The sequence below is a fragment of the Nostoc sp. FACHB-152 genome (assembly GCF_014697475.1).
Classification (GTDB): Bacteria; Cyanobacteriota; Cyanobacteriia; order Cyanobacteriales; family Nostocaceae; genus Nostoc_B.
Genome location: NZ_JACJRV010000002.1, coordinates 44,413 through 67,237 on the forward strand (window position 1 = coordinate 44,413; position 22,825 = coordinate 67,237).

At 41.7% G+C, this 22,825-nt stretch carries 22 protein-coding genes; 18 read left to right on the forward strand and 4 right to left on the reverse strand.

From position 1 onward, the window contains the following. The first annotated feature begins 122 nt into the window (after window positions 1–122). The 14 genes from H6G76_RS02330 to H6G76_RS02395 all read left to right on the forward strand — a co-directional run bounded on the left by H6G76_RS02330 (window position 123) and on the right by H6G76_RS02395 (window position 12,499). Window positions 123–482 (forward strand): group 1 truncated hemoglobin, encoded by a 360-nt coding sequence (locus H6G76_RS02330; protein ID WP_190694913.1) that lies wholly within the window; start codon window positions 123–125, stop codon window positions 480–482. 321 nt (window positions 483–803) lie between these two features. Next, the gene (gene nifH / locus H6G76_RS02335; protein ID WP_096576486.1) at window positions 804–1,691 is read left to right on the forward strand and encodes a nitrogenase iron protein; all 888 of its coding nucleotides are present in this window, start codon (window positions 804–806) and stop codon (window positions 1,689–1,691) included. Between the two features lie 146 nt (window positions 1,692–1,837). Continuing rightward, window positions 1,838–3,331 carry a nitrogenase molybdenum-iron protein alpha chain gene (gene nifD, locus H6G76_RS02340; protein ID WP_190694915.1) on the forward strand — a complete coding sequence of 498 codons (1,494 nt, stop codon included), beginning with the start codon at window positions 1,838–1,840 and terminating at the stop codon, window positions 3,329–3,331. A gap of 207 nt (window positions 3,332–3,538) precedes the next feature. Beyond that, the gene (gene nifK / locus H6G76_RS02345) at window positions 3,539–5,077 is read left to right on the forward strand and encodes a nitrogenase molybdenum-iron protein subunit beta (RefSeq protein WP_190694917.1); all 1,539 of its coding nucleotides are present in this window, start codon (window positions 3,539–3,541) and stop codon (window positions 5,075–5,077) included. 141 nt (window positions 5,078–5,218) lie between these two features. Beyond that, window positions 5,219–5,536: a Mo-dependent nitrogenase C-terminal domain-containing protein gene (locus H6G76_RS02350; RefSeq protein ID WP_190694919.1), complete on the forward strand. Its 318-nt coding sequence runs from the start codon at window positions 5,219–5,221 to the stop codon at window positions 5,534–5,536. A gap of 570 nt (window positions 5,537–6,106) precedes the next feature. Further along, window positions 6,107–7,543 carry a nitrogenase iron-molybdenum cofactor biosynthesis protein NifE gene (nifE, locus tag H6G76_RS02355; RefSeq protein ID WP_190694922.1) on the forward strand — a complete coding sequence of 479 codons (1,437 nt, stop codon included), beginning with the start codon at window positions 6,107–6,109 and terminating at the stop codon, window positions 7,541–7,543. Further along, the gene (gene nifN / locus H6G76_RS02360) at window positions 7,544–8,860 is read left to right on the forward strand and encodes a nitrogenase iron-molybdenum cofactor biosynthesis protein NifN (protein WP_190694924.1); all 1,317 of its coding nucleotides are present in this window, start codon (window positions 7,544–7,546) and stop codon (window positions 8,858–8,860) included. Window positions 8,861–8,951: 91 nt separating this feature from the next. Then, on the forward strand, window positions 8,952–9,365 hold the full coding sequence (gene nifX / locus H6G76_RS02365; RefSeq protein WP_096576510.1) for a nitrogen fixation protein NifX: 414 nt from the start codon (window positions 8,952–8,954) through the stop codon (window positions 9,363–9,365). After that, the gene (locus tag H6G76_RS02370) at window positions 9,362–9,838 is read left to right on the forward strand and encodes a NifX-associated nitrogen fixation protein (protein ID WP_190694925.1); all 477 of its coding nucleotides are present in this window, start codon (window positions 9,362–9,364) and stop codon (window positions 9,836–9,838) included. Before nifX ends, H6G76_RS02370 begins: the two co-directional genes overlap by 4 nt. Before the next feature lie 204 nt (window positions 9,839–10,042). After that, a complete protein-coding gene (locus tag H6G76_RS02375) occupies window positions 10,043–10,243 on the forward strand; it encodes a CCE_0567 family metalloprotein (RefSeq protein ID WP_190694927.1) in 201 nt (66 codons plus the stop codon). After that, window positions 10,240–10,557 carry a nitrogenase-stabilizing/protective protein NifW gene (nifW, locus tag H6G76_RS02380; RefSeq protein WP_190694929.1) on the forward strand — a complete coding sequence of 106 codons (318 nt, stop codon included), beginning with the start codon at window positions 10,240–10,242 and terminating at the stop codon, window positions 10,555–10,557. Before H6G76_RS02375 ends, nifW begins: the two co-directional genes overlap by 4 nt. A 10-nt stretch (window positions 10,558–10,567) precedes the next feature. Next, on the forward strand, window positions 10,568–11,368 hold the full coding sequence (locus H6G76_RS02385; RefSeq protein WP_190694931.1) for a ThiF family adenylyltransferase: 801 nt from the start codon (window positions 10,568–10,570) through the stop codon (window positions 11,366–11,368). Window positions 11,369–11,495: 127 nt separating this feature from the next. Continuing rightward, entirely contained in the window at window positions 11,496–11,867 is a 372-nt protein-coding gene (locus tag H6G76_RS02390; protein WP_190694933.1) for an iron-sulfur cluster assembly accessory protein, read from the forward strand. 332 nt (window positions 11,868–12,199) lie between these two features. Then, a complete protein-coding gene (locus H6G76_RS02395; RefSeq protein ID WP_190694935.1) occupies window positions 12,200–12,499 on the forward strand; it encodes a 2Fe-2S iron-sulfur cluster-binding protein in 300 nt (99 codons plus the stop codon). Between the two features lie 281 nt (window positions 12,500–12,780). Here H6G76_RS02395 and H6G76_RS02400 read toward each other — a convergent pair whose 3' ends face one another. Beyond that, entirely contained in the window at window positions 12,781–12,990 is a 210-nt protein-coding gene (locus H6G76_RS02400) for a molybdopterin-binding protein (protein WP_190694937.1), read from the reverse strand. Between the two features lie 875 nt (window positions 12,991–13,865). On the opposite strand from H6G76_RS02400, the gene H6G76_RS02405 reads away from it, so the two are divergent. The 4 genes from H6G76_RS02405 (at window position 13,866) to H6G76_RS02420 (ending at window position 16,838) form a co-directional block, all read left to right on the forward strand. Continuing rightward, window positions 13,866–14,492 (forward strand): CBS domain-containing protein, encoded by a 627-nt coding sequence (locus H6G76_RS02405; protein WP_190694945.1) that lies wholly within the window; start codon window positions 13,866–13,868, stop codon window positions 14,490–14,492. Window positions 14,493–14,708: 216 nt separating this feature from the next. Further along, on the forward strand, window positions 14,709–15,173 hold the full coding sequence (locus H6G76_RS02410) for an ankyrin repeat domain-containing protein (protein WP_190694946.1): 465 nt from the start codon (window positions 14,709–14,711) through the stop codon (window positions 15,171–15,173). Beyond that, complete coding sequence (locus tag H6G76_RS02415) at window positions 15,160–16,446, forward strand: nitroreductase family protein (RefSeq protein WP_190694948.1); 1,287 nt, start codon at window positions 15,160–15,162, stop codon at window positions 16,444–16,446. The genes H6G76_RS02410 and H6G76_RS02415 overlap by 14 nt, the downstream gene beginning before the upstream one ends. A 17-nt stretch (window positions 16,447–16,463) precedes the next feature. Continuing rightward, the gene (locus H6G76_RS02420) at window positions 16,464–16,838 is read left to right on the forward strand and encodes a hypothetical protein (protein WP_190694950.1); all 375 of its coding nucleotides are present in this window, start codon (window positions 16,464–16,466) and stop codon (window positions 16,836–16,838) included. 39 nt (window positions 16,839–16,877) lie between these two features. Here H6G76_RS02420 and H6G76_RS02425 read toward each other — a convergent pair whose 3' ends face one another. The 3 genes from H6G76_RS02425 to adhE all read right to left on the reverse strand — a co-directional run bounded on the left by H6G76_RS02425 (window position 16,878) and on the right by adhE (window position 22,816). Next, window positions 16,878–17,360 carry a hydrogenase maturation protease gene (locus H6G76_RS02425; RefSeq protein WP_190694952.1) on the reverse strand — a complete coding sequence of 161 codons (483 nt, stop codon included), beginning with the start codon at window positions 17,358–17,360 and terminating at the stop codon, window positions 16,878–16,880. A gap of 219 nt (window positions 17,361–17,579) precedes the next feature. Beyond that, window positions 17,580–19,475, reverse strand: coding sequence for an iron uptake porin (locus tag H6G76_RS02430; RefSeq protein WP_190694954.1), 1,896 nt, complete (start codon window positions 19,473–19,475; stop codon window positions 17,580–17,582). A gap of 644 nt (window positions 19,476–20,119) precedes the next feature. After that, window positions 20,120–22,816 carry a bifunctional acetaldehyde-CoA/alcohol dehydrogenase gene (gene adhE / locus H6G76_RS02435; protein ID WP_190694956.1) on the reverse strand — a complete coding sequence of 899 codons (2,697 nt, stop codon included), beginning with the start codon at window positions 22,814–22,816 and terminating at the stop codon, window positions 20,120–20,122. Window positions 22,817–22,825: the final 9 nt, after the last annotated feature.

Consider the following 22,825-nt stretch of genomic DNA (forward strand, 5'->3'; position numbering starts at 1 on the left):
TACAATTGTTCTCTCATCAATGTTTTATTCCTACTGACAACAAACAGCTAACAGCACATAGGCAAAGATATTCAACGCCTACCTGCAATTTCAATATCCAACACGCTTCAAAGGAAAAGGATATGAGTGCAACATTGTATGACAAACTCGGCGGACAACCGACTATTGAGAAAATAGTTGATGATTTACACAAACGCATCTTAGCAGACAACACTCTCAAACCATTTTTCGCTAACACAGATATGGCGAAACAGCGCGCTCATCAAGTTGCTTTCTTCTCTCTGATATTTGAGGGGCCAAAGCAATACACTGGTCGCCCAATGGACAAAACACACACAGGTATGAGTCTACAGGAACAACACTTTGATGCGATCGCCAAGCACCTAACTGATGCTATGGCTGTAGGTGGAGCATCAGCAGAAGATACCAAAGCAGCGTTAGATCGCGTTTCCAGCTTGAAGGGAGCTATTTTGAACAAGTAATGGAACTGACGCATTGATTATTGACTAATAGCTAAGTCAAGTCTTACCTAGCGTTCCCAGTTTCTCCAGATTATGGCGTATTTGTAAAGTGTGTAATTCCTTTGTCATTTGCATAAAACACAAATGGCAAAGATTAAACAAAATTTTAACCCCGAATCATTATGACACCAACACCCACTGATTTTGCTGTAGAGCGATCGCCCCCGACGTGTGCCTAAGCGATCGTTCTACAAACCCCTCACAGCCATAGCTCAACAGGCGTGAGATTCTCAAACAAACGCTCATACCCACTAAACCAACCAATTGTAGGAAAAGAGAACCATGACTGACGAAAAAATCAGACAGATAGCTTTCTATGGTAAAGGCGGTATTGGTAAATCCACCACCTCCCAAAACACCCTGGCAGCTATGGCAGAAATGGGTCAACGCATCATGATCGTAGGTTGCGACCCCAAAGCTGACTCCACCCGTTTGATGTTGCACGCCAAAGCACAAACCACTGTATTACACTTAGCTGCTGAACGCGGTGCAGTAGAAGATCTAGAACTCGAAGAAGTAATGCTCACCGGTTTCCGTGGCGTTAAGTGCGTAGAATCTGGTGGCCCAGAACCCGGTGTAGGTTGCGCTGGTCGTGGTATCATCACCGCTATTAACTTCTTGGAAGAAAACGGTGCTTACCAAGACCTAGACTTCGTTTCCTACGACGTATTGGGTGACGTTGTGTGCGGTGGTTTCGCTATGCCTATCCGTGAAGGTAAAGCACAAGAAATCTACATCGTTACCTCTGGTGAAATGATGGCGATGTACGCTGCAAACAACATCGCTCGTGGTATTTTGAAATACGCTCACTCCGGTGGTGTACGCTTGGGTGGTTTGATTTGTAACAGCCGTAAAACAGACCGGGAACACGAACTCATCGAAACCTTGGCAAAACGGTTGAACACCCAAATGATTCACTTCGTACCTCGTGACAACATCGTTCAACACGCAGAATTGCGTCGGATGACCGTTAACGAGTACGCACCAGACAGCAACCAAGGTAACGAATACCGTGAGTTAGCTAAGAAGATCATCAACAACGACAAGCTCACCATTCCTACACCAATTGAAATGGATGAACTAGAAGCACTGTTGATTGAATACGGTATCCTCGATGATGATTCTAAGCACGCAGAAATCATCGGTAAGCCCGCAGAAGCTACCAAATAGATAATCCTGTTAGGAGATAAGGAAAGTTTGAAGTGCGAAGTATAAAGCCTGAAATCATCTCTTCATCCAGCTTTAGCTTTCAACCTTCATCCTTCTCCTCTCCCTCATCCCTTTTCCCCCATCCATAACTGTTACCGAGGCAGACTATGACACCTCCAGAAAACAAGAATCTTGTAGATGAAAATAAGGAACTTATTAAAGAAGTTCTGCAAGCTTACCCCGAAAAAGCTCGTAAAAAGCGCGAAAAACACCTCAACGTCCACGAAGAAAGCAAGTCCGATTGCGGCGTTAAGTCTAACATCAAATCTATTCCTGGTGTAATGACCGCTCGTGGTTGTGCTTACGCAGGTTCTAAAGGTGTGGTTTGGGGGCCTATTAAGGACATGATCCACATCAGCCACGGCCCAGTAGGATGCGGTTACTGGTCTTGGTCTGGTCGTCGTAACTACTATGTAGGTATCACAGGTATCAACTCCTTTGGTACCATGCACTTCACCTCCGACTTCCAAGAACGCGACATCGTATTCGGTGGTGACAAAAAATTAACCAAAATCATCGAAGAACTAGAAGTTCTCTTCCCCTTGAACCGTGGTGTTTCCATTCAATCTGAATGTCCCATCGGTCTAATCGGAGATGACATCGAAGCTGTAGCTAAAAAAGCTTCTAAGCAAATTGGTAAGCCAGTTGTACCCCTGCGTTGCGAAGGTTTCCGTGGTGTATCTCAGTCTTTAGGACACCACATCGCTAACGACGCTATCCGTGACTGGATTTTCCCTGAATTTGACAAGGCTAAGAAAAACAATACACTCGACTTCGAGCCAAGCCCATACGACGTAGCTCTAATCGGTGACTACAACATCGGTGGTGATGCTTGGGCAAGCCGGATGTTGTTAGAAGAAATGGGCTTGCGTGTTGTTGCTCAGTGGTCTGGTGACGGTACACTCAACGAGTTGATTCAAGGCCCTGCTGCTAAGTTAGTTCTGATCCACTGCTACCGTTCTATGAACTACATCTGCCGTAGTTTGGAAGAACAATACGGTATGCCTTGGATGGAATTCAACTTCTTCGGCCCCACCAAGATTGCTGAATCTCTACGTCAAATTGCTGCTAAATTTGACTCTAAGATTCAAGAAAACGCTGAGAAGGTCATCGCTAAGTACACACCAGTGATGACTGCGGTACTTGAAAAGTATCGTCCTCGCTTGGAAGGTAACACCGTAATGTTGTACGTAGGTGGTCTACGTCCTCGTCACGTTGTTCCCGCTTTTGAAGACTTGGGTATCAAAGTTGTCGGTACAGGCTACGAATTCGCTCACAACGACGACTACAAACGTACCACCCACTATATCGATAACGCCACCATCATTTATGATGACGTTACCGCCTACGAATTCGAGGAATTCGTTAAAGCTAAGAAGCCTGACCTAATTGCTTCTGGTATTAAAGAGAAGTACGCCTTCCAAAAGATGGGTCTACCCTTCCGTCAAATGCACTCTTGGGATTACTCCGGCCCTTATCACGGTTATGACGGATTTGCTATCTTCGCTCGTGATATGGACTTAGCACTCAACAGCCCAACTTGGAGCTTGATTGGCGCACCTTGGAAGAAAGCTGCTACCAAAGCTAAGGCTGCTGCTTAATTCATTCCCAAGAATAAAACGGATAGCCTGGGGTTTTTAGCCCCAGGAACCCAGGGAAGAATGGTGAATGCTGAATGCTGGATGAAGACTTTTATTCATTATTCATGATTCATCACTCGTGACTCCCTAGGGGAGGAGCGGAACCCCCCCAGGCTCTCCCAACACTTCAATTACTACACCAACCAGCAAGCGTAGAGAGACAGACAAATGCCACAGAATCCTGACAGAATTGTAGACCACGTTGATCTATTCAAACAGCCAGAATACACCGAGCTATTTGAAAACAAGAGAAAGAACTTTGAAGGCGCACATCCTCCTGAAGAAGTTGAAAGAGTTTCTGAATGGACAAAATCTTGGGACTACCGGGAAAAGAACTTCGCTCGTGAAGCTTTAACCATTAACCCCGCTAAAGGTTGTCAACCTGTAGGCGCAATGTTCGCGGCTTTAGGTTTTGAAGGTACTCTTCCCTTCGTTCAAGGTTCTCAAGGTTGTGTGGCTTACTTCCGTACACACCTCAGCCGTCACTATAAAGAGCCTTGCTCCGCAGTTTCTTCTTCTATGACAGAAGACGCAGCAGTATTCGGTGGCTTGAACAACATGATTGAAGGTATGCAAGTTTCATACCAACTGTACAAGCCTAAGATGATTGCTGTTTGCACCACCTGTATGGCTGAAGTTATCGGTGATGACTTAGGCGCGTTCATCACCAACTCTAAGAATGCTGGTTCTATTCCTCAAGATTTCCCAGTACCTTTTGCTCACACCCCCAGCTTCGTAGGTTCCCACATCACTGGTTACGACAACATGATGAAGGGAATTCTGTTGAACCTGACAGAAGGCAAAAAGACAGCTACCAGCAATGGCAAAATCAACATCATTCCTGGTTTTGATACCTATGTAGGCAACAACCGCGAAGTTAAGCGGATGTTGGGTGCTATGGGTGTTGACTACACCATTCTGTCTGACAGCAGCGATTACTTCGATTCACCCAACACTGGCGAATTCGATATGTACCCAGGTGGTACCAAGCTGGAAGATGCTGCTGATTCTATCAACGCTAAGGCAACAGTTGCTCTCCAAGCTTACACCACACCCAAGACCCGCGAATACATTAAAACCCAGTGGAAGCAAGAAACACAAGTTCTGCGTCCCTTCGGTGTTAAAGGTACTGACGAGTTCTTGACTGCTATCTCTGAATTGACTGGTAAAGCGATTCCTGAAGAGTTGGAAATCGAACGCGGTCGTTTAGTTGATGCTATCACTGACTCCTACGCTTGGATTCATGGTAAGAAGTTCGCTATCTACGGCGATCCTGACTTGATCATCTCCATCACCAGCTTCTTGTTAGAAATGGGTGCAGAGCCTGTACACATCCTCTGCAACAACGGCGACGAAACTTTCAAGAAAGAAATGGAAGCTATTCTCGCTGCTAGTCCCTTCGGTAAAGAAGCTACTGTTTGGATTCAAAAAGACTTGTGGCACTTACGCTCTTTGTTGTTCACCGAGCCTGTAGACTTCTTCATCGGTAACTCCTACGGTAAGTACCTGTGGCGCGATACCAAGATCCCAATGGTACGGATTGGTTATCCTCTGTTCGATCGCCACCACTTACACCGCTATGCTACCCTCGGCTACCAAGGTGGTCTAAATATCCTCAACTGGGTTGTTAACACTCTGTTGGATGAAATGGATCGTAACACCAACATCACTGGTAAGACCGATATCTCCTTCGACTTGATTCGCTAGAAATTACGCTCCAAGCTTGTTTGTTAAAAACAGCTAAAGATTAGGAACTGGGGACTAGGGAATATTTAATTCCCCATCCCCAATTCCTATAAAAGATACTCAAGTTTCAACCTACCTATCTTTTGATTCAGCATCTCTATTATGGAAAGCATCAATCACACTCACTCTCACGTTCATTTCCATCCACCTAACTATAAAAAGTCTCCTGTACTTAATCCTTTACGTCGTTTAGTGGACGGAATTCAAGTTAAAAATAATCGCTTCGCTCATCTAATATGCCAGGTAATTCCTTGCTGTTGTCCTTTTGAGCGAAATATTAGTTTATTTGGTCGGAGTTTCCATATTCCACCTTTATGTAAGCTTAATCCTCTCTATGATGAGTTTGTTGGTTTGCGTTTTCGGGCTTTGTCTTACCTCGCTGATGAATGTGGTGAGGATGTGACAAGGTATATTTGCTAATTATCTTCAATCTCGCCTGAAGATAGGGGTTTGGGGCTATTTCTAAATATATATTTGTGTCGTTATATAAATGTCTCACCCCAAAATCTGGTAAACATTTTTTATCCTTCGTAGTGAACGATACTTTTAAGTTTCTTGTAAAAGTCGATGTTATAGAAATGAATTACTGATGCACATGGGGAATTGTGTATCGGGTATGGAGAAGATTTTTGCAGGAAGTTTTTGTAACAGTTAACAGTAATCGGTAGATTTCTTGCATAAGTATTTTTTGTTTCGCGCATAGACGCGGTAGCGGCTTCCCGCAGGGAAGCCGCTACCGCGCAAAGAAAAGTTTGCAAAGAAGTCTAGTGAATTGATACATGATTATTGTTAACTGTTTTTTTCAAGACTAAGAACGAACCGCAAAGGACGCTAAGGACACGAAGAGATAAAGGTTTGAGAGAGTTCTTGCTTAAGTCTTATCAAGAATAGAATACTGGCTTTTTATCGAACCACAGAGGAGCCAGTCGCGTGGGCGGGTTTCCCGACTTGAGCGAACTGGCGTAGCGCGGAGAACACAGAGGAAGAGAGATGAATACCCAAAAGAAGGTTAATGAACTGCTGAATGAGACGGGATGCGAACATAATCAGCAGAAGAAGGGCGAGAAGAAGAATAAGTCTTGTACGCAACAAGCGCAACCTGGGGCGGCTCAAGGTGGTTGTGCTTTTGATGGGGCGATGATTGCTCTGGTTCCAATTACTGATGCGGCGCATTTGGTTCATGGCCCGATCGCCTGTGCTGGTAATTCTTGGGGTAGTCGTGGTAGTCTTTCTTCTGGGCCTATGCTTTATAAGATGGGTTTCACTACCGATATGACTGAAAATGATGTGATTTTCGGTGGTGAGAAGAAGCTCTACAAGGCAATTTTAGAAATTCATCAGCGTTATAATCCCACGGCTGTATTTGTTTATGCTACTTGTGTGACGGCTTTGATTGGGGATGATATCAATGCTGTTTGCAAGGCGGCGGCTGAAAAAATTGGTACTCCTGTTGTCCCGGTGATTGCGCCGGGATTTATTGGTAGTAAGAATTTGGGGAACCGTTTTGGCGGTGAAGCTTTATTAGATTATGTTGTCGGGACAGCAGAACCGGAGTTCACAACCCCCTATGATATAAACTTGATCGGCGAATACAATATCGCCGGGGAAATGTGGGGAGTCCTGCCTTTATTTGAAAAATTAGGTATCCGCGTACTATCCAAAATCACGGGTGATGCTCGTTATGAAGAAATTCGTTACGCTCACCGTGCCAAGTTGAACGTGATGATTTGTTCGCGGGCTTTGCTCAATATGGCCAGAAAGATGGAGGAGCAATATGGGATTCCCTACATTGAAGAGTCTTTTTATGGGATTGATGATATAAATCGTTGTTTGCGGAATGTGGCTGCTAAGTTGGGTGATCCTGATTTGCAAGAGCGCACGGAAAAGCTAATTGCCGAAGAAACAGCCGCTTTGGATATCGCTTTAGCTCCTTATCGCGCCCGACTCAAGGGTAAGCGTGTAGTTCTGTATACTGGCGGTGTGAAGAGTTGGTCAATTATCTCCGCCGCTAAGGATTTGGGGATAGAAGTTGTGGCTACTAGCACCCGCAAGAGTACAGAGGAAGATAAGGCGAAAATCAAACGCTTGCTCGGTACAGAAGGGATGATGTTAGAAAAAGGCAACGCTCAAGAGTTGTTGCGATTGGTCAAAGACACTAACGCTGATATGTTGATTGCGGGTGGTCGTAACCAATACACAGCCTTGAAAGCGCGGATTCCTTTCCTCGACATCAACCAAGAACGTCATCATCCGTATGCTGGGTATGTGGGAATGTTAGAGATGGCACGAGAGCTATACGAAGCCCTCTACAGCCCCATCTGGGATCAAATCCGCAAACCTGCGCCTTGGGATGAAGAAGCCGGGACTTTAAATAATTTTGTGTCAGCAGATGAGATGTTCTCTGCTTCAATAGAAGAGGTATTTTAGATGGCGATCGTTACTGTTCCCGAAAAATCAGTTGCAGTTAATCCCCTCAAACAAAGCCAAGCTTTAGGTGCATCCCTCGCCTTTTTGGGATTAAAGGGAATGATACCTCTATTCCACGGTTCTCAAGGGTGTACCGCCTTCGCCAAGGTTGTGCTTGTACGGCATTTTCGGGAAGCGATTCCCCTAGCCACTACAGCCATGACTGAAGTAACCACGATTTTAGGTGGCGAAGAGAATGTGGAACAGGCGCTTCTGACGTTGGTTGAGAAGGCCAAGCCAGAAATTATCGGTTTGTGTACCACTGGATTAACAGAAACCAGAGGCGATGATATTGAACGCTTCTTGAAGGATATCCGCGATCGCCATCGTGAATTAGACCACATCCCCGTTATATTTGCACCAACACCAGATTTTAAAGGTGCATTGCAAGATGGTTTTGCCACTGCTGTGGAAAGCATCGTTAAGGAAATTCCCCAAGCAGGCGGGATCAGAAGCGAACAAGTCACAATCTTGGCTGGTTCTGCTTTTACCCCAGGCGACTTACAAGAAATTAAAGAGATTGTCACCGCTTTTGGATTAGAACCTATCTTCGTACCTGACCTCGGTGCTTCTTTGGATGGTCACTTAGAAGATAACTATAGTCCTGTTACAGGTAGCGGTACGAGTGTTAAACAACTACGACAAGTAGGTTGTTCTGCTTTCACCATCGCTTTGGGTGAAAGTATGCGGGGTGCAGCCAAAATTTTGGATGAGCGGTTTAACATTCCCTACGAAGTGTTTGGTGAACTGACTGGACTGGAAGCAGTAGATGAGTTTCTGCAAGCACTATCGATTTTGAGCAGCAACCCAGTACCCGAAAAGTACCGTCGCCAACGTCGCCAATTGCAAGATGCAATGCTTGATACGCACTTTTATTTTGGTGCAAAACGAGTATCTTTAGCGTTAGAGCCTGATTTGTTGTGGGGTACAGTGCGCTTCTTGCAATCGATGGGAACACAAATTCATGCTGCTGTGACCACGACGCGATCGCCTTTACTCGAAAAGCTCCCCATCAAGAGCGTTACTATCGGTGATTTAGAAGACTTTGAAGAACTAGCAGTAGGTTCTGACCTATTGATTGGTAATTCTAACGTGGGAGCGATCGCTAAACGTCTGTCGATTCCGCTTTATCGTTTAGGCTTGCCCATTTACGACCGTTTAGGTAATGGTCTATTCACAAAAGTTGGCTATCGCGGCACGATGGAGCTTTTGTTTGGCATTGGCAACCTCTTTTTAGAAGCTGAAGAAGAGCGAGTTAAACACTTTTTCAATGATTAGTAATTGGGGAATTGGGAGTAGGGAATAGGGAGTAGTGAATTTTTACTCTCCACTCCCCACTCCCCACTCCCTACACAAGTAGGAGAACAGAATGAAAATTGCCTTTACAACCAGTGACCACATTCATGTCAATGCTCACTTTGGCTGGGCGAGAGAAATTGATGTCTACGAAATCGATGCAGAAGGATATCAATTTTTACAAACTCTCAACTTTGAGGGTGAGTTAAAAGAAGATGGCAACGAAGATAAAATCACACCCAAACTTGATGCACTGGTTGATTGTGCAATTGTTTATGTAACAGCAATTGGTGGTACTGCTGCTGCTAAGTTAATCAAGAAAGGCGTTACCCCAGTTAAAGCCCGCACCGAAGAAGAAAAAATTGAAGAGTTATTGACTAAATTAGTCCAAACTCTTAAAGGTAATCCTCCACCTTGGTTGCGGAAAGCTCTACAACCAAAAACCAAAACCTTTACAGATGATATTGAAAACGAAGCAACTGTATGACCGCAGATAATTCTGTTAACGGAACCACCAGTATTGCAGCCTTAAACTCTCCCTTCATTAAGGCTTTAGTTCTCCAAATTCGCGGGCAAGATAGTTACGGATTTTACCGTAATTGGTCAGATGAATTAATCCTCAAAGCTTTCGTAGTTCCCAAAAAAAAGAAACGCGAAATCCCCATTGATGGTGAAGTTGATGCCGCAACCCAGGCACGGATTTTAGTATTTTTCCGAGCTATTGCTGCCAGAATTGAACAAGAAACCAATCTAATATCTCAGGTTGTAGTTAACATCAATCATGAGGGCTTTGGCTGGGCGTTAGTATTTTCTGGAAGGCTTTTGCTAACAGTCAAAACATTAAGAGATGCTCATCGCTTCGGCTTTGAATCTCTAGAAAAGTTAGCAGAAGAAGGCGAAGCTTTCGTCCAAAAAGGATTAGATTTAGTTAATCGCTTCCCAGAAGTAGGTAAGTTATAACTTTTTGTCATTAGTCATTAGTTATTCGTTATTTAAACCCCTCTCCAAACCTCTCCCCCAAAGGGAGAGAGGCTTTGAAATTCTGAATTTTTCGTTAAAAACGCAGAATATTTCTGCCCCTCTCCGACGCGGAGAGGGGTTGAGGAGAGGTTTATTAAAGTCACGTTTATTCACAAATGACAAATGAGAATGGACAAATAACCAATGACCATCGAGGAATTGAAAACCCAAATTAAACGCCTCAACAGCAAAGCAGGTCAAATGAAAATGGATCTGCACGATTTAGCCGAAGGTTTGCCAACAGATTACAAAACACTTATGGATGTTGCGGCGGCAACTTATGAAATATATCGTCAACTTGATGAGTTGAAACAGCAGCTAACAGCCTTGGAGAACGCAAAATGAGTAAAACTATTGAAGAGTTCAAAAAACTAAGTGATGCCGAAGAATATTTTCAATTTTTTGAGCTAGATTACGATCAAAAAATTGTCAATATAAATCGTCTTCATATATTGAAAAAATTCTCGCAATATATCCAAGAAATTGATGATAATTCTGCTGATTTAAGTGCAGAAGAAAAGCTCAATCAATATTGCTTGGCTTTGCAAAAAGCATATCACGTATTTCTCGAATCAACACCCCAAGAACAAAAGGTGTTTAAAGTCTTTAAAGACAAGCCAAAAAATGTAATTACGCTGACAGAACTCTCTTCTGATTAGGAGGTAAATAGTGGTTAACCTAACTCCTACCGAGTTAGAACGTTATAGTCGCCAAATGATGCTGCCTAATTTTGGCGAAGCGGCTCAGAAGCGCCTGAAGTCAGCGACAGTATTGGTGACAGGTGTGGGGGGATTAGGTGGTACAGCCGCGCTTTATTTAGCAGTAGCAGGCGTTGGCAAGCTAATTCTAGTCCGGGGTGGCGATTTGCGCCTTGATGATATGAATCGTCAGATTCTCATGACTGATGATTGGGTGGGTAAGCCAAGGGTATTTAAAGCTAAAGAAACCTTGCAGGCTATCAATCCTGATATCGAAATCGAAGCGGTTCATGATTACATTACCGCAGAGAATGTAGATTCTTTGGTACAATCCGCAGATATGGCACTGGACTGCGCTCATAATTTTACAGAACGCAATTTGTTGAATGCAGCTTGTGTACGCTGGCGCAAACCAATGGTAGAAGCTGCAATGGATGGGATGGAGGCTTATCTGACAACGATTATTCCCGGTGTCACGCCTTGTTTATCTTGTCTGTTTCCCGAAAAGCCTGATTGGGATCGGCGTGGTTTCTCGGTGCTAGGTGCTGTTTCTGGGACGTTGGCTTGTTTGACGGCGTTAGAAGCAGTCAAGCTGATTACTGGGTTTAGTCAGCCTTTATTGTCACAATTATTGACAATAGACTTAAACCGGATGGAGTTTGCCAAGCGTCGTTCATACCGCGATCGCTCTTGTCCAGTATGCGGTAATAGCGCGCCTTGGAGATATTCACAATCTCCATCAATGGAAACCACCAGTAATTTTACAACTTAATATTTTCGACCTTTGTCATTAGTCATTGGTCATTTGCTCTTTGTGTTCACAAATGACCAATGACAATTATCACAAAAATTCCAAATTCTAGATTAGAACAATCAATCGCTACAGATCAGGAGATTTAATGACTGTTACTTTAACAGAAAAAGCAGAATTTCGTTTGCGGGCTTTCCTGCGAGGTTCCGGTTCCGATGACAATAGTGCAACTAAAGGCATCCGAATCTCTGTCAACGGTGGCGGTTGCAATGGCTATGAATATGGCATGGATGTCACTAGCCAACCCCAACCAGATGATTTAGTAATCCAGCAAGGTAGTGTGCTGGTTTATGTCGATGCCAAAAGTGCGCCTTTGTTAGAAGGAATCGTGATCGATTTTGTCGAAGGGCTGGTAGAAAGCGGTTTTAAATTTACCAACCCTAACGCAACTAGTACCTGCGGTTGTGGCAAATCTTTCCAAGCAGGAGACTGTACGCCAACTGGTGTCCCTTGTACCTAAAAGAGTTATCTTTTAGTGTCAAGTTAAACCATTGAGGCTTTACGTAAACGTACTCCGCACCAAATGTCAGAGACACTAGCTATAGCGGTAGTCACATAGGTTAGAACATTTGAAAAGCTTGAATGCCAGGAATAATAATTTTACCTCCTGCCTTCTGCCCTTCGGGTTCGCAGTTGCTCATGGGGGAAACCCCCAAGACCGCACTGTCTGTCTTACCTTCTGCCTCCTGCTATAAAACTCATCAAATGCAGTGTCTTCCTATTCATAGTTTCTCGAAGAGGAGACTGACACACTTCGAGAATTAACCGAACCGTAAAGAGGAGAATCGGAAAATGGCTACCTATCAAGTAAGATTAATCAACAAAAAGGAAGACCTCGATACCACAATTGAGGTAGATGAAGAAACTACAATTGTGGATGCAGCCGAAGAAGCCGGCATTGAGTTACCTTTCTCTTGCCATTCAGGTTCTTGCTCTAGCTGTGTAGGCAAAGTTGTTGAAGGTGAAATTGATCAATCTGAGCAAATCTTTTTAGATGACGAGCAAATGTCTAAAGGATTTGCGCTATTGTGCGTTACCTATCCTCGCTCTAACTGCACAATCAAAACCCACCAAGAACCTTATCTTGTTTAACTGACACCAAGCGACTGGAAGTCGCGGCTATACAGACAAAACCCGCTTATCGCGCTTGCGCTGCCCTTGGCGCACCACGCGGGTTGAAAATCTTGGTTTCATACTAGTCCGCGCAGGTGGTTACTGAGCGTAGCCGAAGTGCGGACTTTGTTTGTATAGCTGCGATTTCTAATCGCCAAAACTATTTTTAGCTTTATTTTTATGGTGAAATACATATCCCCGACTTGAAATAAATCGGGGATATTATCTATACAGTTGGTATACAGTTGGTAAATTATTTATTAATCGACAGCAACGATCACATCTGATGCTTTAATAACTGCATAAGCTTGTTTACCTTCTTGCAATCCCAGTCTATCGGCGGATGATTTGGTAATAATAGAGACTAACTCTACCCCAGGGGCTAATTCTAAAGTTATTTCGGTATTAACTGAACCAGTTACAACCTTCTTAACAGTAGTTTTTATCGCATTACGTGCGCTAATTTCCATTTTTTTATTTCCTTTTGAAAGATGCTAGTTTCAAACAATACCAACTTTTTAGAATAACAAAGAAGTTTTTTAGATTTTCTTTATAAATGTAGCAGATATAGATTATACAAAATGAGTTAACTAAGCGATCGCAAATAAAAATACTCCATTAGGGAGAAAAATTTAATTGCAATAAGTTGCAAAATTCATAGCTAATGGATGATTTATTTGCTTAAGATTTTTATACATAAATTGCACCAATAAAACTTAACTTCAAAAAATAAGTGTTGCCCAAAAAATAAACATATAAGACTCATTTTTTACTTTTGAAAAAATTCAGTATATTATTACCTACCTTCTTTGCTGTTGCCTATTGCCTGACTACACAAGTATGTTCAGTAATCAAACCGGATTCCTATATTTATATAGAGCGTTGGCTTTAAAAGCAGATTGAGTTAAAAGCATATTTTTTAAAATCTAATGTATTTCCTGATGCATTTTGATAATTTTTTGAGTTAATTAACTAATATCTTTAAGAGAATACACACTTGTTTATGGAACAAACTGATCAGAGTGATAATATATAAGTAAGCTAAATTGTTGCTAGTGAACCAAACTTCAGCAGCAAATGATTACAGGGTTATCTAAGACGTTTCTACCTAAATCCTGGTACATCTGAAAGTTAGACAGACGATGCGATCGCTTCAACAAGATTTTAGGGAAAATGTGTAAATCTTATACTTGCAATTAATGATTCTACTAAGTAGAACTTAGGGTTAATACTGCGTAATACCTGTGTCTAATTTTCCTAATGCTTAAACTAAGCAAACACAGTTTGGGAATAAGTGCAGCAGTTTAGAAATTCCCTTACTTGCAATACATAAGGAGCAGGAATTATGCGAGCCAAACATATTATGACTCAAGATGTAGCTACCATTCGCGGCTCTGCTACAGTAGCAGAAGCAGTGAAATTATTAAGGCTCAAACAACTGCAAGAATTAATTGTAGAACCTCGTCATAGTGGTGATGCTTACGGTATTGTGACTGAGAGTGATATTGCAGGCAAAGTGGTTGCTTATGGAAAAGATCCTCAAAGAATTTATGTTTATGAAATAATGAGCAAACCCTGCGTCACTGTAGATCCTGACCTTGATTTAGAATATGCTGCAAGGTTATTGATAAATACAGGAATGCGGAGTGCGCCTGTCATCCGAGGTGAATTACTTGGGATGATTACTATCAGCGATATTATCCACAAAGGCGACTTTGTAGAAAAACCAAAACTCCTATTCTTGCAAAAAGAGATATATAAAGCTGTCTCGAATGCACGGGCAATTTCTGCGAACTACGGCCCCGACTCTAAACGCACAATTGAAGCTTGGGATTTCGTAGATGAACTCGAAGCTGAAGCTGGTTTTTATGGCGCACCCAAGCAAGAGAAATCTTCCAGAGAGCTATTCTCTGAAGAACCGAAACCAATGGTATCTGGGGAACAGCCTAACCAGACAATGAATGCTGTCTAATGAGGATGTCAGAGAAGTATTTCATACTTCTCTTGATTACCCCCCTTAATCCCCCCTTTACAAGGGGGGAAACTAATAAATCTAATTCCCTCCCCTTTACAAGGGGAGGGTTAGGGAGGGGTAAAAGTTCATCTCATAGACAGTATTTTCAAACAGTTTTTTATGAATGGTGGGCATTGTCCACCATTCCCTTTTGTTAGTGACTTGAGGCAATTTATGAAGCAACACAGCCAACAAAGTTTGAGTAAAACAACTTGTGAATGGTTAGTAGCAAACAATTACAATCCTGAAGATTTAAATCAACCTGGGGAAAATGGCGATACAGCTTTGATGAAAGCTACCAGAGAAGGTAATTCTTCAGTCGTTCAAGAATTGATTAGTGTGGGTGCAGATATTAATGCCAGGAATAACGATAATAACAATGCCTTATGGTTTGCTTGCTTTGGCAATCATTATGAATTAATTAATTTGCTTTTAAAAATGAAAATAAATATCGATAACCAAAATGATAATGGCGCGACTGTTTTAATGTATGCAGCTTCGGCAGGCAAAGCAGAAGTTGTCAAGTTACTTTTACAACATCATCCCAATTTGAGTTTAAAAAATTTAGACGATTACAAGGCTATAGATTTTGCCAGTACTGTCGAAGTTTTAAGGATGCTGAAAGATGCTGCAAAATGATTTATCTAGCAAAAACTTTCATCAAGCGACTAAACATTCTTACCTATCAGTGCAGCTTGATCCTAATTATATAGACTCTACAACTCAACCATCTGCTTTTAAGCGATATCCAAAATTTTATCGCAGATTGCAATTAAATCTCAATCATCCAATCCACTCATTCATTTATTTAACAAGTGCAATCACCCTAGAAAAGGCTTATAAGGATGTAGCCTACAAACTACGTGTAAATCCCTCGGCAGGTGGGCTATATCCTACCGAGATTTATGTACAAATTCGAGGAATTCCTGAAATAGTTGATGGCATCTACCATCTAGAAGTTGAGAATAATTGTCTAACACTCATCTATGAATTAATAGATGATGGCTTAGAAAGTTATATTATACCGGGCAAATGTATCAGGGGAATCATTTTTTTAATTAGTTGCGTTTATTATAGGTCTAGTTGGAAATATAAAAACAGAAGTCTGAGATATTGCTTTTTAGATAGCGGACACCATTTGGGTACAATTGCCGCATCGGCTTATCTTCATGACAAAGATATCCAGCTAATTTTTGACTTTGATAAGTTAGCTCTTAACTTAGACTTAGGTTTTGAGAATAAAGAGTTTGTGACTGCTTGTGTTTTATGTGGGGATGTAGAAGAAAAGAATCTCAGACGCTTAAGGCTGAAAGTTCCTTTTGTTTGTGGCACAGATTATTTTGAAGCTAATCAATTTATTGAAGATAGCTATGAGGTAACAGCGTTACAAAAGAGTTCCCAACAACAGCTAGAGCATCCAAAGTTTAAGTTTGACAAGGACAAATTTTATCAAACTGTTTGGCATAGACGTTCAAGTAGACGTTTCCGGAAACAGGTAATTTCTCAAGAAGATTATTTCAGGATATTGCTAGAACTAAAGCAACCAATTCCAACAGAAAGTGGTGAAGCAATAAAAGTTTATTCAGTCGTGCATCGGGTTGAGGGGATATCCCCTGGGTTATATCAAGACAACCAGCTAATAAAAAGTGGCAATTTTAGCGAACATACTGGTTATTTATGCATTAATCAAGCTATTGCTCGTGATTGTGCAGTAACTTTGTTTTTAGTGTCCGACTATACAAATTATCAAACCGCTATGCAATTAGCAGGTTTTCTAGGACACCGAGTTTACCTGAGTAGTAATTACTTGGGGATACAATGTAGCGCAATTGGTGCTTTTTATGATGATGAAACCCAGAGTTTCTTAGAAACGACAAAAGATATCCTCTACGCAATAGCTATTGGCAATTAGTAGTTTTGTAAGTAGGGATGGTTAGGTATATGTATTATTTCAATGATGATTATCGTCCAATGCAGCTGACATCGGCAGATATTATTTTACGTCAACAATTAGAGCATTCTATTAGTAGATACTTTTACGAAGCGTGCGATCGCACAATTCAAAATCTTCTATCTAGTTGTCGATGGTATGTCACAACCGATGCCAATGCAATGACATTGGTAATTGAATGTACAGATCCCGTTACCAACTGGCGAGTCCTACAGAAAATCGTACCAATGGCAACATTACTCCAGACCATTGTTAGCAGTGCAAAAATTCGCGTTTGTCCTCCTGAAAGCCAAGGTATACCTTTTGAAATGAGGGTAGATGAACTCGCTGTTTACCGTGACATGGCTGGCTAGAAAAGTGCGTGAATGAGGAGAGTAGGAGAGGCCAATTGACTATTGACCATTGACCATTGACCAATTACAAATAATTGCAACTACCTCTTCAAAAACCAGGTCAGCAGAATGTTTAACTTCAGGGCTTAACTCTAGTCCAAAGCCAAGATTTGCCGCCTCAATTAAATAAACTGTCACATCTTCAGGAAAATCACCTTGAAATATTTTCCGTCCGGCGGCTAATGCATTATCCCATCGAAAATCATGCAAGTTATAACTAGGTTCCGGCAAAGCTTCCAATTCTTTGCCCGGAACCTTAAATATTGCACCCGCTTCGGAATTAGTTGAACTTGCATCAATAACTACTAATTGTTTACTACCTCTAGCTTGAAACATTACCTCCATCCCTGCGGTTCCACAGTCATACACGCGCACATTAGGGTGAGGATTTTCGGTTAGATATTGTTGTAAGCGTTGGGCAATAATTACACCTACAGCATCATCGCAGCGATTGAGATTGCCGCATCCAATAATAGTTAGCATCAAGATTGAGTTACTAAAGCATCTGCAAATTTAGTTAAAGCACATTAGATAAAAATATTGCTGTTATTGATTACGCACTATAATTTCTTCAATCATTCGTAAATAACAAGATTCCCGAATTCTTTAAGAAGTCGGGAATCTAAGCCTCTTCATTTTTGAGGAAAGTCTAAAGCCCCCTTTTTAAACCTTTTGGGGGATCTGAGTGCGTAAGTCCTGAAACTAAAACGTAAAAGTAGTACGAAGTACACCAACGGTTGTAGTATCATTGTTGCTATTACCCTCTGGATTAAACAAAACAAACGCACCAGGGGTAATGCTAATGTTATCGCTAACTTTCAGGCGATAATATGCTTCTAAATGGTAAGGAGTAGCGCGATCTTCACCATCTGGGGTGAGTAGGGCATCACCACTAGCATCACTACGATAAAGCGGCTGACCAAAAATAATCCCCGCAGCATTTCCGGCGTTGAATAAATCGTTAAAGTGCAGCCCTACCATCCAACTTGTAAAGGTAGTAGAAGCATTAATCGTATCAGATGAAGCATCAGCAAATATTGCTGCACCGTAGCCAGATAAAGCTATTTTGGGAGAAAAACGCCATGTTACCGTACCCCCTACAGAGTCGAGTGTGACAGGTGTACCCACCGGAACACCAGCTAAAGCGCCGATGTCACTGCTAATTAATCCTGTGCCTAAAATATTGATTTCGTGATAACTGTGAGAGTAGTTTAAGCCAACATCGAGATCACGAAATGGTTTTAAGGTTAACTGTGCAGCTATAACACTACTACCACTAAACACACCAGCCCCCAAAGGTGTAGTAGAAACTCCTGAACCTGGTATTGCCTCATCAGGAGATTTTTGGGGCAGGTTGGCATTAACACTGCCGTATAAAGCCCTGAAATCCAAACTTGGGGAAATATTAAAAATAAATCCTGCTGCTGATGCTAGACCAGTACCGGAAGTTCCACCAGAGACACGTAACACAGGATTTAAATTTCCAAACCGAGAAATTGATTCCTGTCCTTCACCATAAAAAGGTGTAATTGTAGGAAAAGCATCAGATGTTTCCGCCGCAGTTCCTGCAAAGACAGTAAATTTGTCACTGATAGGCGTAATGTACAGCAATTTATAAAGGTCAACACTGTTTGCGCCAATTGTTGATAAGGTTTTAACGTCAAGACCTGGAAACTGTGGTTCAAAACTTGTACGCGCGCTACTTGAACTTAGTACACCAGAAGCTAATCCCAAACTGCTTTGCAAGCTACCTTCGCCAGTTGTACCACCCAAAAAGTTGTAAGCTTGCAAGCCAGTAATTAATAAATCTTTTCCTGTAAAGCTAGTAGTCAGATTTAACCGCACTCTATTTACTAAGATGATGTTAGGGTCACTCCCACCAGGAGCGCCGCCAGTGGCACCAATACCAGCAATAATTGCTTCACCATTAAGTTTGGTAGTAGTAGAAAACTGATTAGCTTCTAGTTCTGCTGTGCGGGTTTCTAAAGCATCTACTCGACCCCGCAATGTTGCCAGTTCTGCTGCAAACTCTTCTTGCAGTCTTTGTAAGGTTGCTAAATCTTCTTTTTTAACTAAATCAGTAGTTGCAGTAGCAATTAGTTCATTGATGCGTTCTAAACAAGCGTTTAAGCCAGCTGCAAATTCATAACGAGTCATCGCCCGATTGCCGCGATAGGTGCCATTAGGATAACCTGCAATACAACCATAACGCTCAACCAATGATTGTAGTGCTTGAAATGCCCAATCAGTCGGTTGTACATCCGAGAATTGCGATACGGATGTTACCTGGGAAAATTCATCTGATTGGGAAGATGAATTTGTCGGTTGTGGTGTAGTTGATTGCCCAGAATTAACAGTAGAATCTACTACTAAATCTTGACTTTCTGGCGGTTTCGTTACTGTTGGATTATTGATGAGAACTTTGCCAGAAATAGTGCTGTCATACTCATCAATTTGTTTACTAGTTGTACTACCTTGATTAGCTTCTAAATTTTTATCGGCTAAGTCTGAAGGCGTGACTGCTTGTACAGGCAATAACCCGCACAATAGCCATAATAAAACTACTCCACTAGGAAAAGCTAGTAGATGCTTTGGCATAACAACTCCCCACACTATACTAAATATGAAAAACTTGATATTAATGTTCTAATGCTACTGATAAATAAATTTAATGTAGTCTTAGGAAGCTAATCTTGCTAAATTTAAATTTTTTTAAATCAAAAATTCCTTAGCTGATTTTGCTTATTAGAACATAGTTTTTTCTTTTTCTTAACAAGTATTAAATTATAGTAAATACTATTTTTGGGAAGAATTAACAAGCAAGATTATTCATTATTTCTATGGTTATTATTCCAAAATACTATGGTTATTATTCCAAAATCTTGTTTACTGAAGTGTATTTATATGGTATCTAATGGATAAAAAGCGGCAACTTAGCTGTCAGCAGAGAATATGGACACAAAGAAACTCAGATATTGCACGAGGCGACTTCATTTGTCGGGGCTAAGTGCAACATCTGAGTTAACTTAAATTATCGACCTTGTTTCGCGGGGATTTTGCAATGCTTGAATTGTCTCTACAATTTTAGCGATCGCACCCCTACATCCTCTACACTCCCAATACGGTTCGGTTAAAGGGGAAAGGCGAAGGGGAAAAGGGGAAGAAAAAACCTTTAACCCTTACCCTTTAACCTTTTCCCCAAACCAATTCTTAGTTCAAAATGCTTATCCGAACCGTATTGTCTACACTCTTACTGGTAGTGCTGTCAGAATCGACTCATCACCCTTCAAAAATTCCGGTGTGGTGTGATAGAGTGCTGCATCAATCCGACAACCTTGATAAGCTAAGACGTACAATTCTTTCAAGTCGTTCATCAGTGGATAGCGTGGGTTTGCACCTGTACATTGGTCGTCAAATGCTTGTTCTGCCATCTCTTCTAATTTGGCGTAGAACTCTTGATCTTCATCGCCTAACGCTTCTTTAATCGTGGTCGGAATATCCACTTGCTGTTTAAGATTTTCGATCGCAGCAATCAACAATTCCACTTTCTCATCGTCTGTATTCCCGCTTAAACGCAGGTGATCAGCTATTTGAGCATATCTCTCTTTGGCGTTAGGATATTTATATTGTGGGAAAATTGCTTGCTTAAATGGCATATCCGTAGCGTTATAGCGGATAACGTGCGAGATAATCAAAGCGTTAGCAAGACCGTGAGGCACATGGAAAGTTGCACCGAGTTTGTGCGCCATTGAGTGACAAATACCCAAGAAAGCATTCGCAAAAGCCATACCTGCAATTGTGGCAGCATAATGTACCTTTTCTCGTGCTTCGGGGTCTTTAGCACCATTTTTGTAAGCACTTGGTAAATATTGGAACAATAATTTGATTGCTTGCAGTGCCAAACTATCTGTAAAATCGTTTGCCATTACTGATACGTAAGATTCCAAGGCATGAGTTAAGGCATCAATCCCACCGTATGCTGTGAGTTGTTTCGGCATATGTGCGACGAGTTCCGGGTCAGCGATCGCAATATTTGGAGTTAGTGCATAATCTGCTAAGGGGTATTTCACACCTACTCTGTCATCTGTCACCACCGCAAAAGGTGTCACTTCTGAACCTGTTCCGGAAGTTGTGGGGATAGCCACCATGATGGCTTTTTGTCCCAAAGGTGGTAATTCATATACCCGCTTGCGGATATCCATAAACCGCATCGCCAAGCCATCAAACTCGACATCGGGATGTTCGTACATCAACCACATGACTTTGGCTGCATCCATTGGTGAACCACCACCAATGGCAATAATCACATCTGGTTGATAGCTGTTAAGTAAAGCTAATCCTTGATTGACATTAGATAATGTAGGATCAGGTTCAACATCGTGAAAGACATCATGTTTCACGCCAAGTTCATCTAACACCTGGGTAACTTTATCAACTATCCCCAGCTTAAATAATTGTTTATCTGTAATGATAAACGCCCGTTTCTTACCAATTAAATCTTGTAAAGCTACAGGTAAACATCCATATTGGAAATAGATTTTAGGTGGAACACGGAACCACAACATATTTTGCCGACGTTGCGACACCGTTTTAATATTGACCAAGTGATGAGGTGTAACGTTTTCGGAAACTGTATTACCTCCCCAAGTACCACAACCTAAAGTTAAGGATGGGTCAAGTTTAAAGTTATATAAGTCACCAATTGCACCTTGAGAAGATGGAGTATTGATCAGGACGCGTCCAGTTCTCATCCGATGTTCAAAATAGGAAATATCATCACGATTGGCGGGATTTGTATACAATACCGATGTATGTCCCAAGCCTCCGAATTCTACCAACTTCTCAGCTTTATCTACAGCTTCTTGAAAATTTTCGGCTCGGTACATCGCCAAAATGGGCGATAATTTCTCGTAAGCAAAAGACTCACTCAATCCTACAGTTTCGACTTCACCAATTAAAACTTTATATTTTGGTGCTTGGGCAGAATTATCTGCTGCATTTGGTAGTGAAATTCCGGCTATCTTGGCTAAGTTGTCTACTGATTGTCCGACAATGGCCGGGTTTAATCTACCGTCTTGCAAAATTATACTACCCAGCTTTTCTTTTTCCTCGTCATTGAGGAAATATGCACCACGAGAGGTAAATTCCTGTTTGACTTGTTCGTAAACATCATCAACCACAACAACTGATTGTTCAGAAGCACAAATCATGCCGTTGTCGAAGGTTTTACTTAATAAAATCGAACTGACAGCCGTTTGGATGTCTGCGCTACTATCAATTATCGCTGGCGTGTTACCAGCACCAACACCTAAGGATGGATGACCGGAAGAATAAGCAGCACGTACCATTCCAGGGCCGCCAGTAGCTAAGATTAATTTAACTTCTGGATGCTGCATTAAAGCTTTGGATAACTCTACGGTTGGTTCATCTATCCAACCAATAATATCTTCTGGCGCACCTGCCGCGATCGCCGCTTTCAGAATAATTTTCGCCGCTTCTACCGTGCATTTTTTAGATTTCGGGTGCGGTGAAAAAATAATCGCGTTCCGAGTTTTTAACGCAATCAATGCTTTAAAAATTGTTGTTGCTGTCGGATTAGTTACAGGTACAATTCCGGCAACAATACCTACAGGTTCAGAAATTTTTTGAATCCCAAATGAGGGGTCTTCTTCAATCACACCGCAGGTTTTTTCGTGTTTGTATTTGTTATAGATAAATTCTGAAGCAAAGTGATTTTTAATTACTTTATCTTCTACAATTCCCATTCCTGTTTCGGCAACAGCCATTTTTGCTAGGGGAATCCGTTCTGCATTAGCTGCTAATGCAGCCTTTTTAAATATTAAATCAACTTGTTCTTGAGAGTAATTTGAATATTTAACTTGCGCGTTTTTCACCCGTTGCACAAGTACTTCTAATTCTTCAATATTGGTCACGTGCATATTTTATCC

Coding starts and splice junctions, on each gene's coding strand:
- H6G76_RS02330 (WP_190694913.1), top strand. CDS start 123: ATGAGTGCAACATTGTATGACAAACTCGGCGGACAACCGACTATTGAG.
- nifH (WP_096576486.1), top strand. CDS start 804: ATGACTGACGAAAAAATCAGACAGATAGCTTTCTATGGTAAAGGCGGT.
- nifD (WP_190694915.1), top strand. CDS start 1,838: ATGACACCTCCAGAAAACAAGAATCTTGTAGATGAAAATAAGGAACTT.
- nifK (WP_190694917.1), top strand. CDS start 3,539: ATGCCACAGAATCCTGACAGAATTGTAGACCACGTTGATCTATTCAAA.
- H6G76_RS02350 (WP_190694919.1), top strand. CDS start 5,219: ATGGAAAGCATCAATCACACTCACTCTCACGTTCATTTCCATCCACCT.
- nifE (WP_190694922.1), top strand. CDS start 6,107: ATGAATACCCAAAAGAAGGTTAATGAACTGCTGAATGAGACGGGATGC.
- nifN (WP_190694924.1), top strand. CDS start 7,544: ATGGCGATCGTTACTGTTCCCGAAAAATCAGTTGCAGTTAATCCCCTC.
- nifX (WP_096576510.1), top strand. CDS start 8,952: ATGAAAATTGCCTTTACAACCAGTGACCACATTCATGTCAATGCTCAC.
- H6G76_RS02370 (WP_190694925.1), top strand. CDS start 9,362: ATGACCGCAGATAATTCTGTTAACGGAACCACCAGTATTGCAGCCTTA.
- H6G76_RS02375 (WP_190694927.1), top strand. CDS start 10,043: ATGACCATCGAGGAATTGAAAACCCAAATTAAACGCCTCAACAGCAAA.
- nifW (WP_190694929.1), top strand. CDS start 10,240: ATGAGTAAAACTATTGAAGAGTTCAAAAAACTAAGTGATGCCGAAGAA.
- H6G76_RS02390 (WP_190694933.1), top strand. CDS start 11,496: ATGACTGTTACTTTAACAGAAAAAGCAGAATTTCGTTTGCGGGCTTTC.
- H6G76_RS02395 (WP_190694935.1), top strand. CDS start 12,200: ATGGCTACCTATCAAGTAAGATTAATCAACAAAAAGGAAGACCTCGAT.
- H6G76_RS02400 (WP_190694937.1), bottom strand. CDS start 12,990: ATGGAAATTAGCGCACGTAATGCGATAAAAACTACTGTTAAGAAGGTT.
- H6G76_RS02405 (WP_190694945.1), top strand. CDS start 13,866: ATGCGAGCCAAACATATTATGACTCAAGATGTAGCTACCATTCGCGGC.
- H6G76_RS02410 (WP_190694946.1), top strand. CDS start 14,709: ATGAAGCAACACAGCCAACAAAGTTTGAGTAAAACAACTTGTGAATGG.
- H6G76_RS02415 (WP_190694948.1), top strand. CDS start 15,160: ATGCTGCAAAATGATTTATCTAGCAAAAACTTTCATCAAGCGACTAAA.
- H6G76_RS02420 (WP_190694950.1), top strand. CDS start 16,464: ATGGTTAGGTATATGTATTATTTCAATGATGATTATCGTCCAATGCAG.
- H6G76_RS02425 (WP_190694952.1), bottom strand. CDS start 17,360: ATGCTAACTATTATTGGATGCGGCAATCTCAATCGCTGCGATGATGCT.
- H6G76_RS02430 (WP_190694954.1), bottom strand. CDS start 19,475: ATGCCAAAGCATCTACTAGCTTTTCCTAGTGGAGTAGTTTTATTATGG.
- adhE (WP_190694956.1), bottom strand. CDS start 22,816: ATGCACGTGACCAATATTGAAGAATTAGAAGTACTTGTGCAACGGGTG.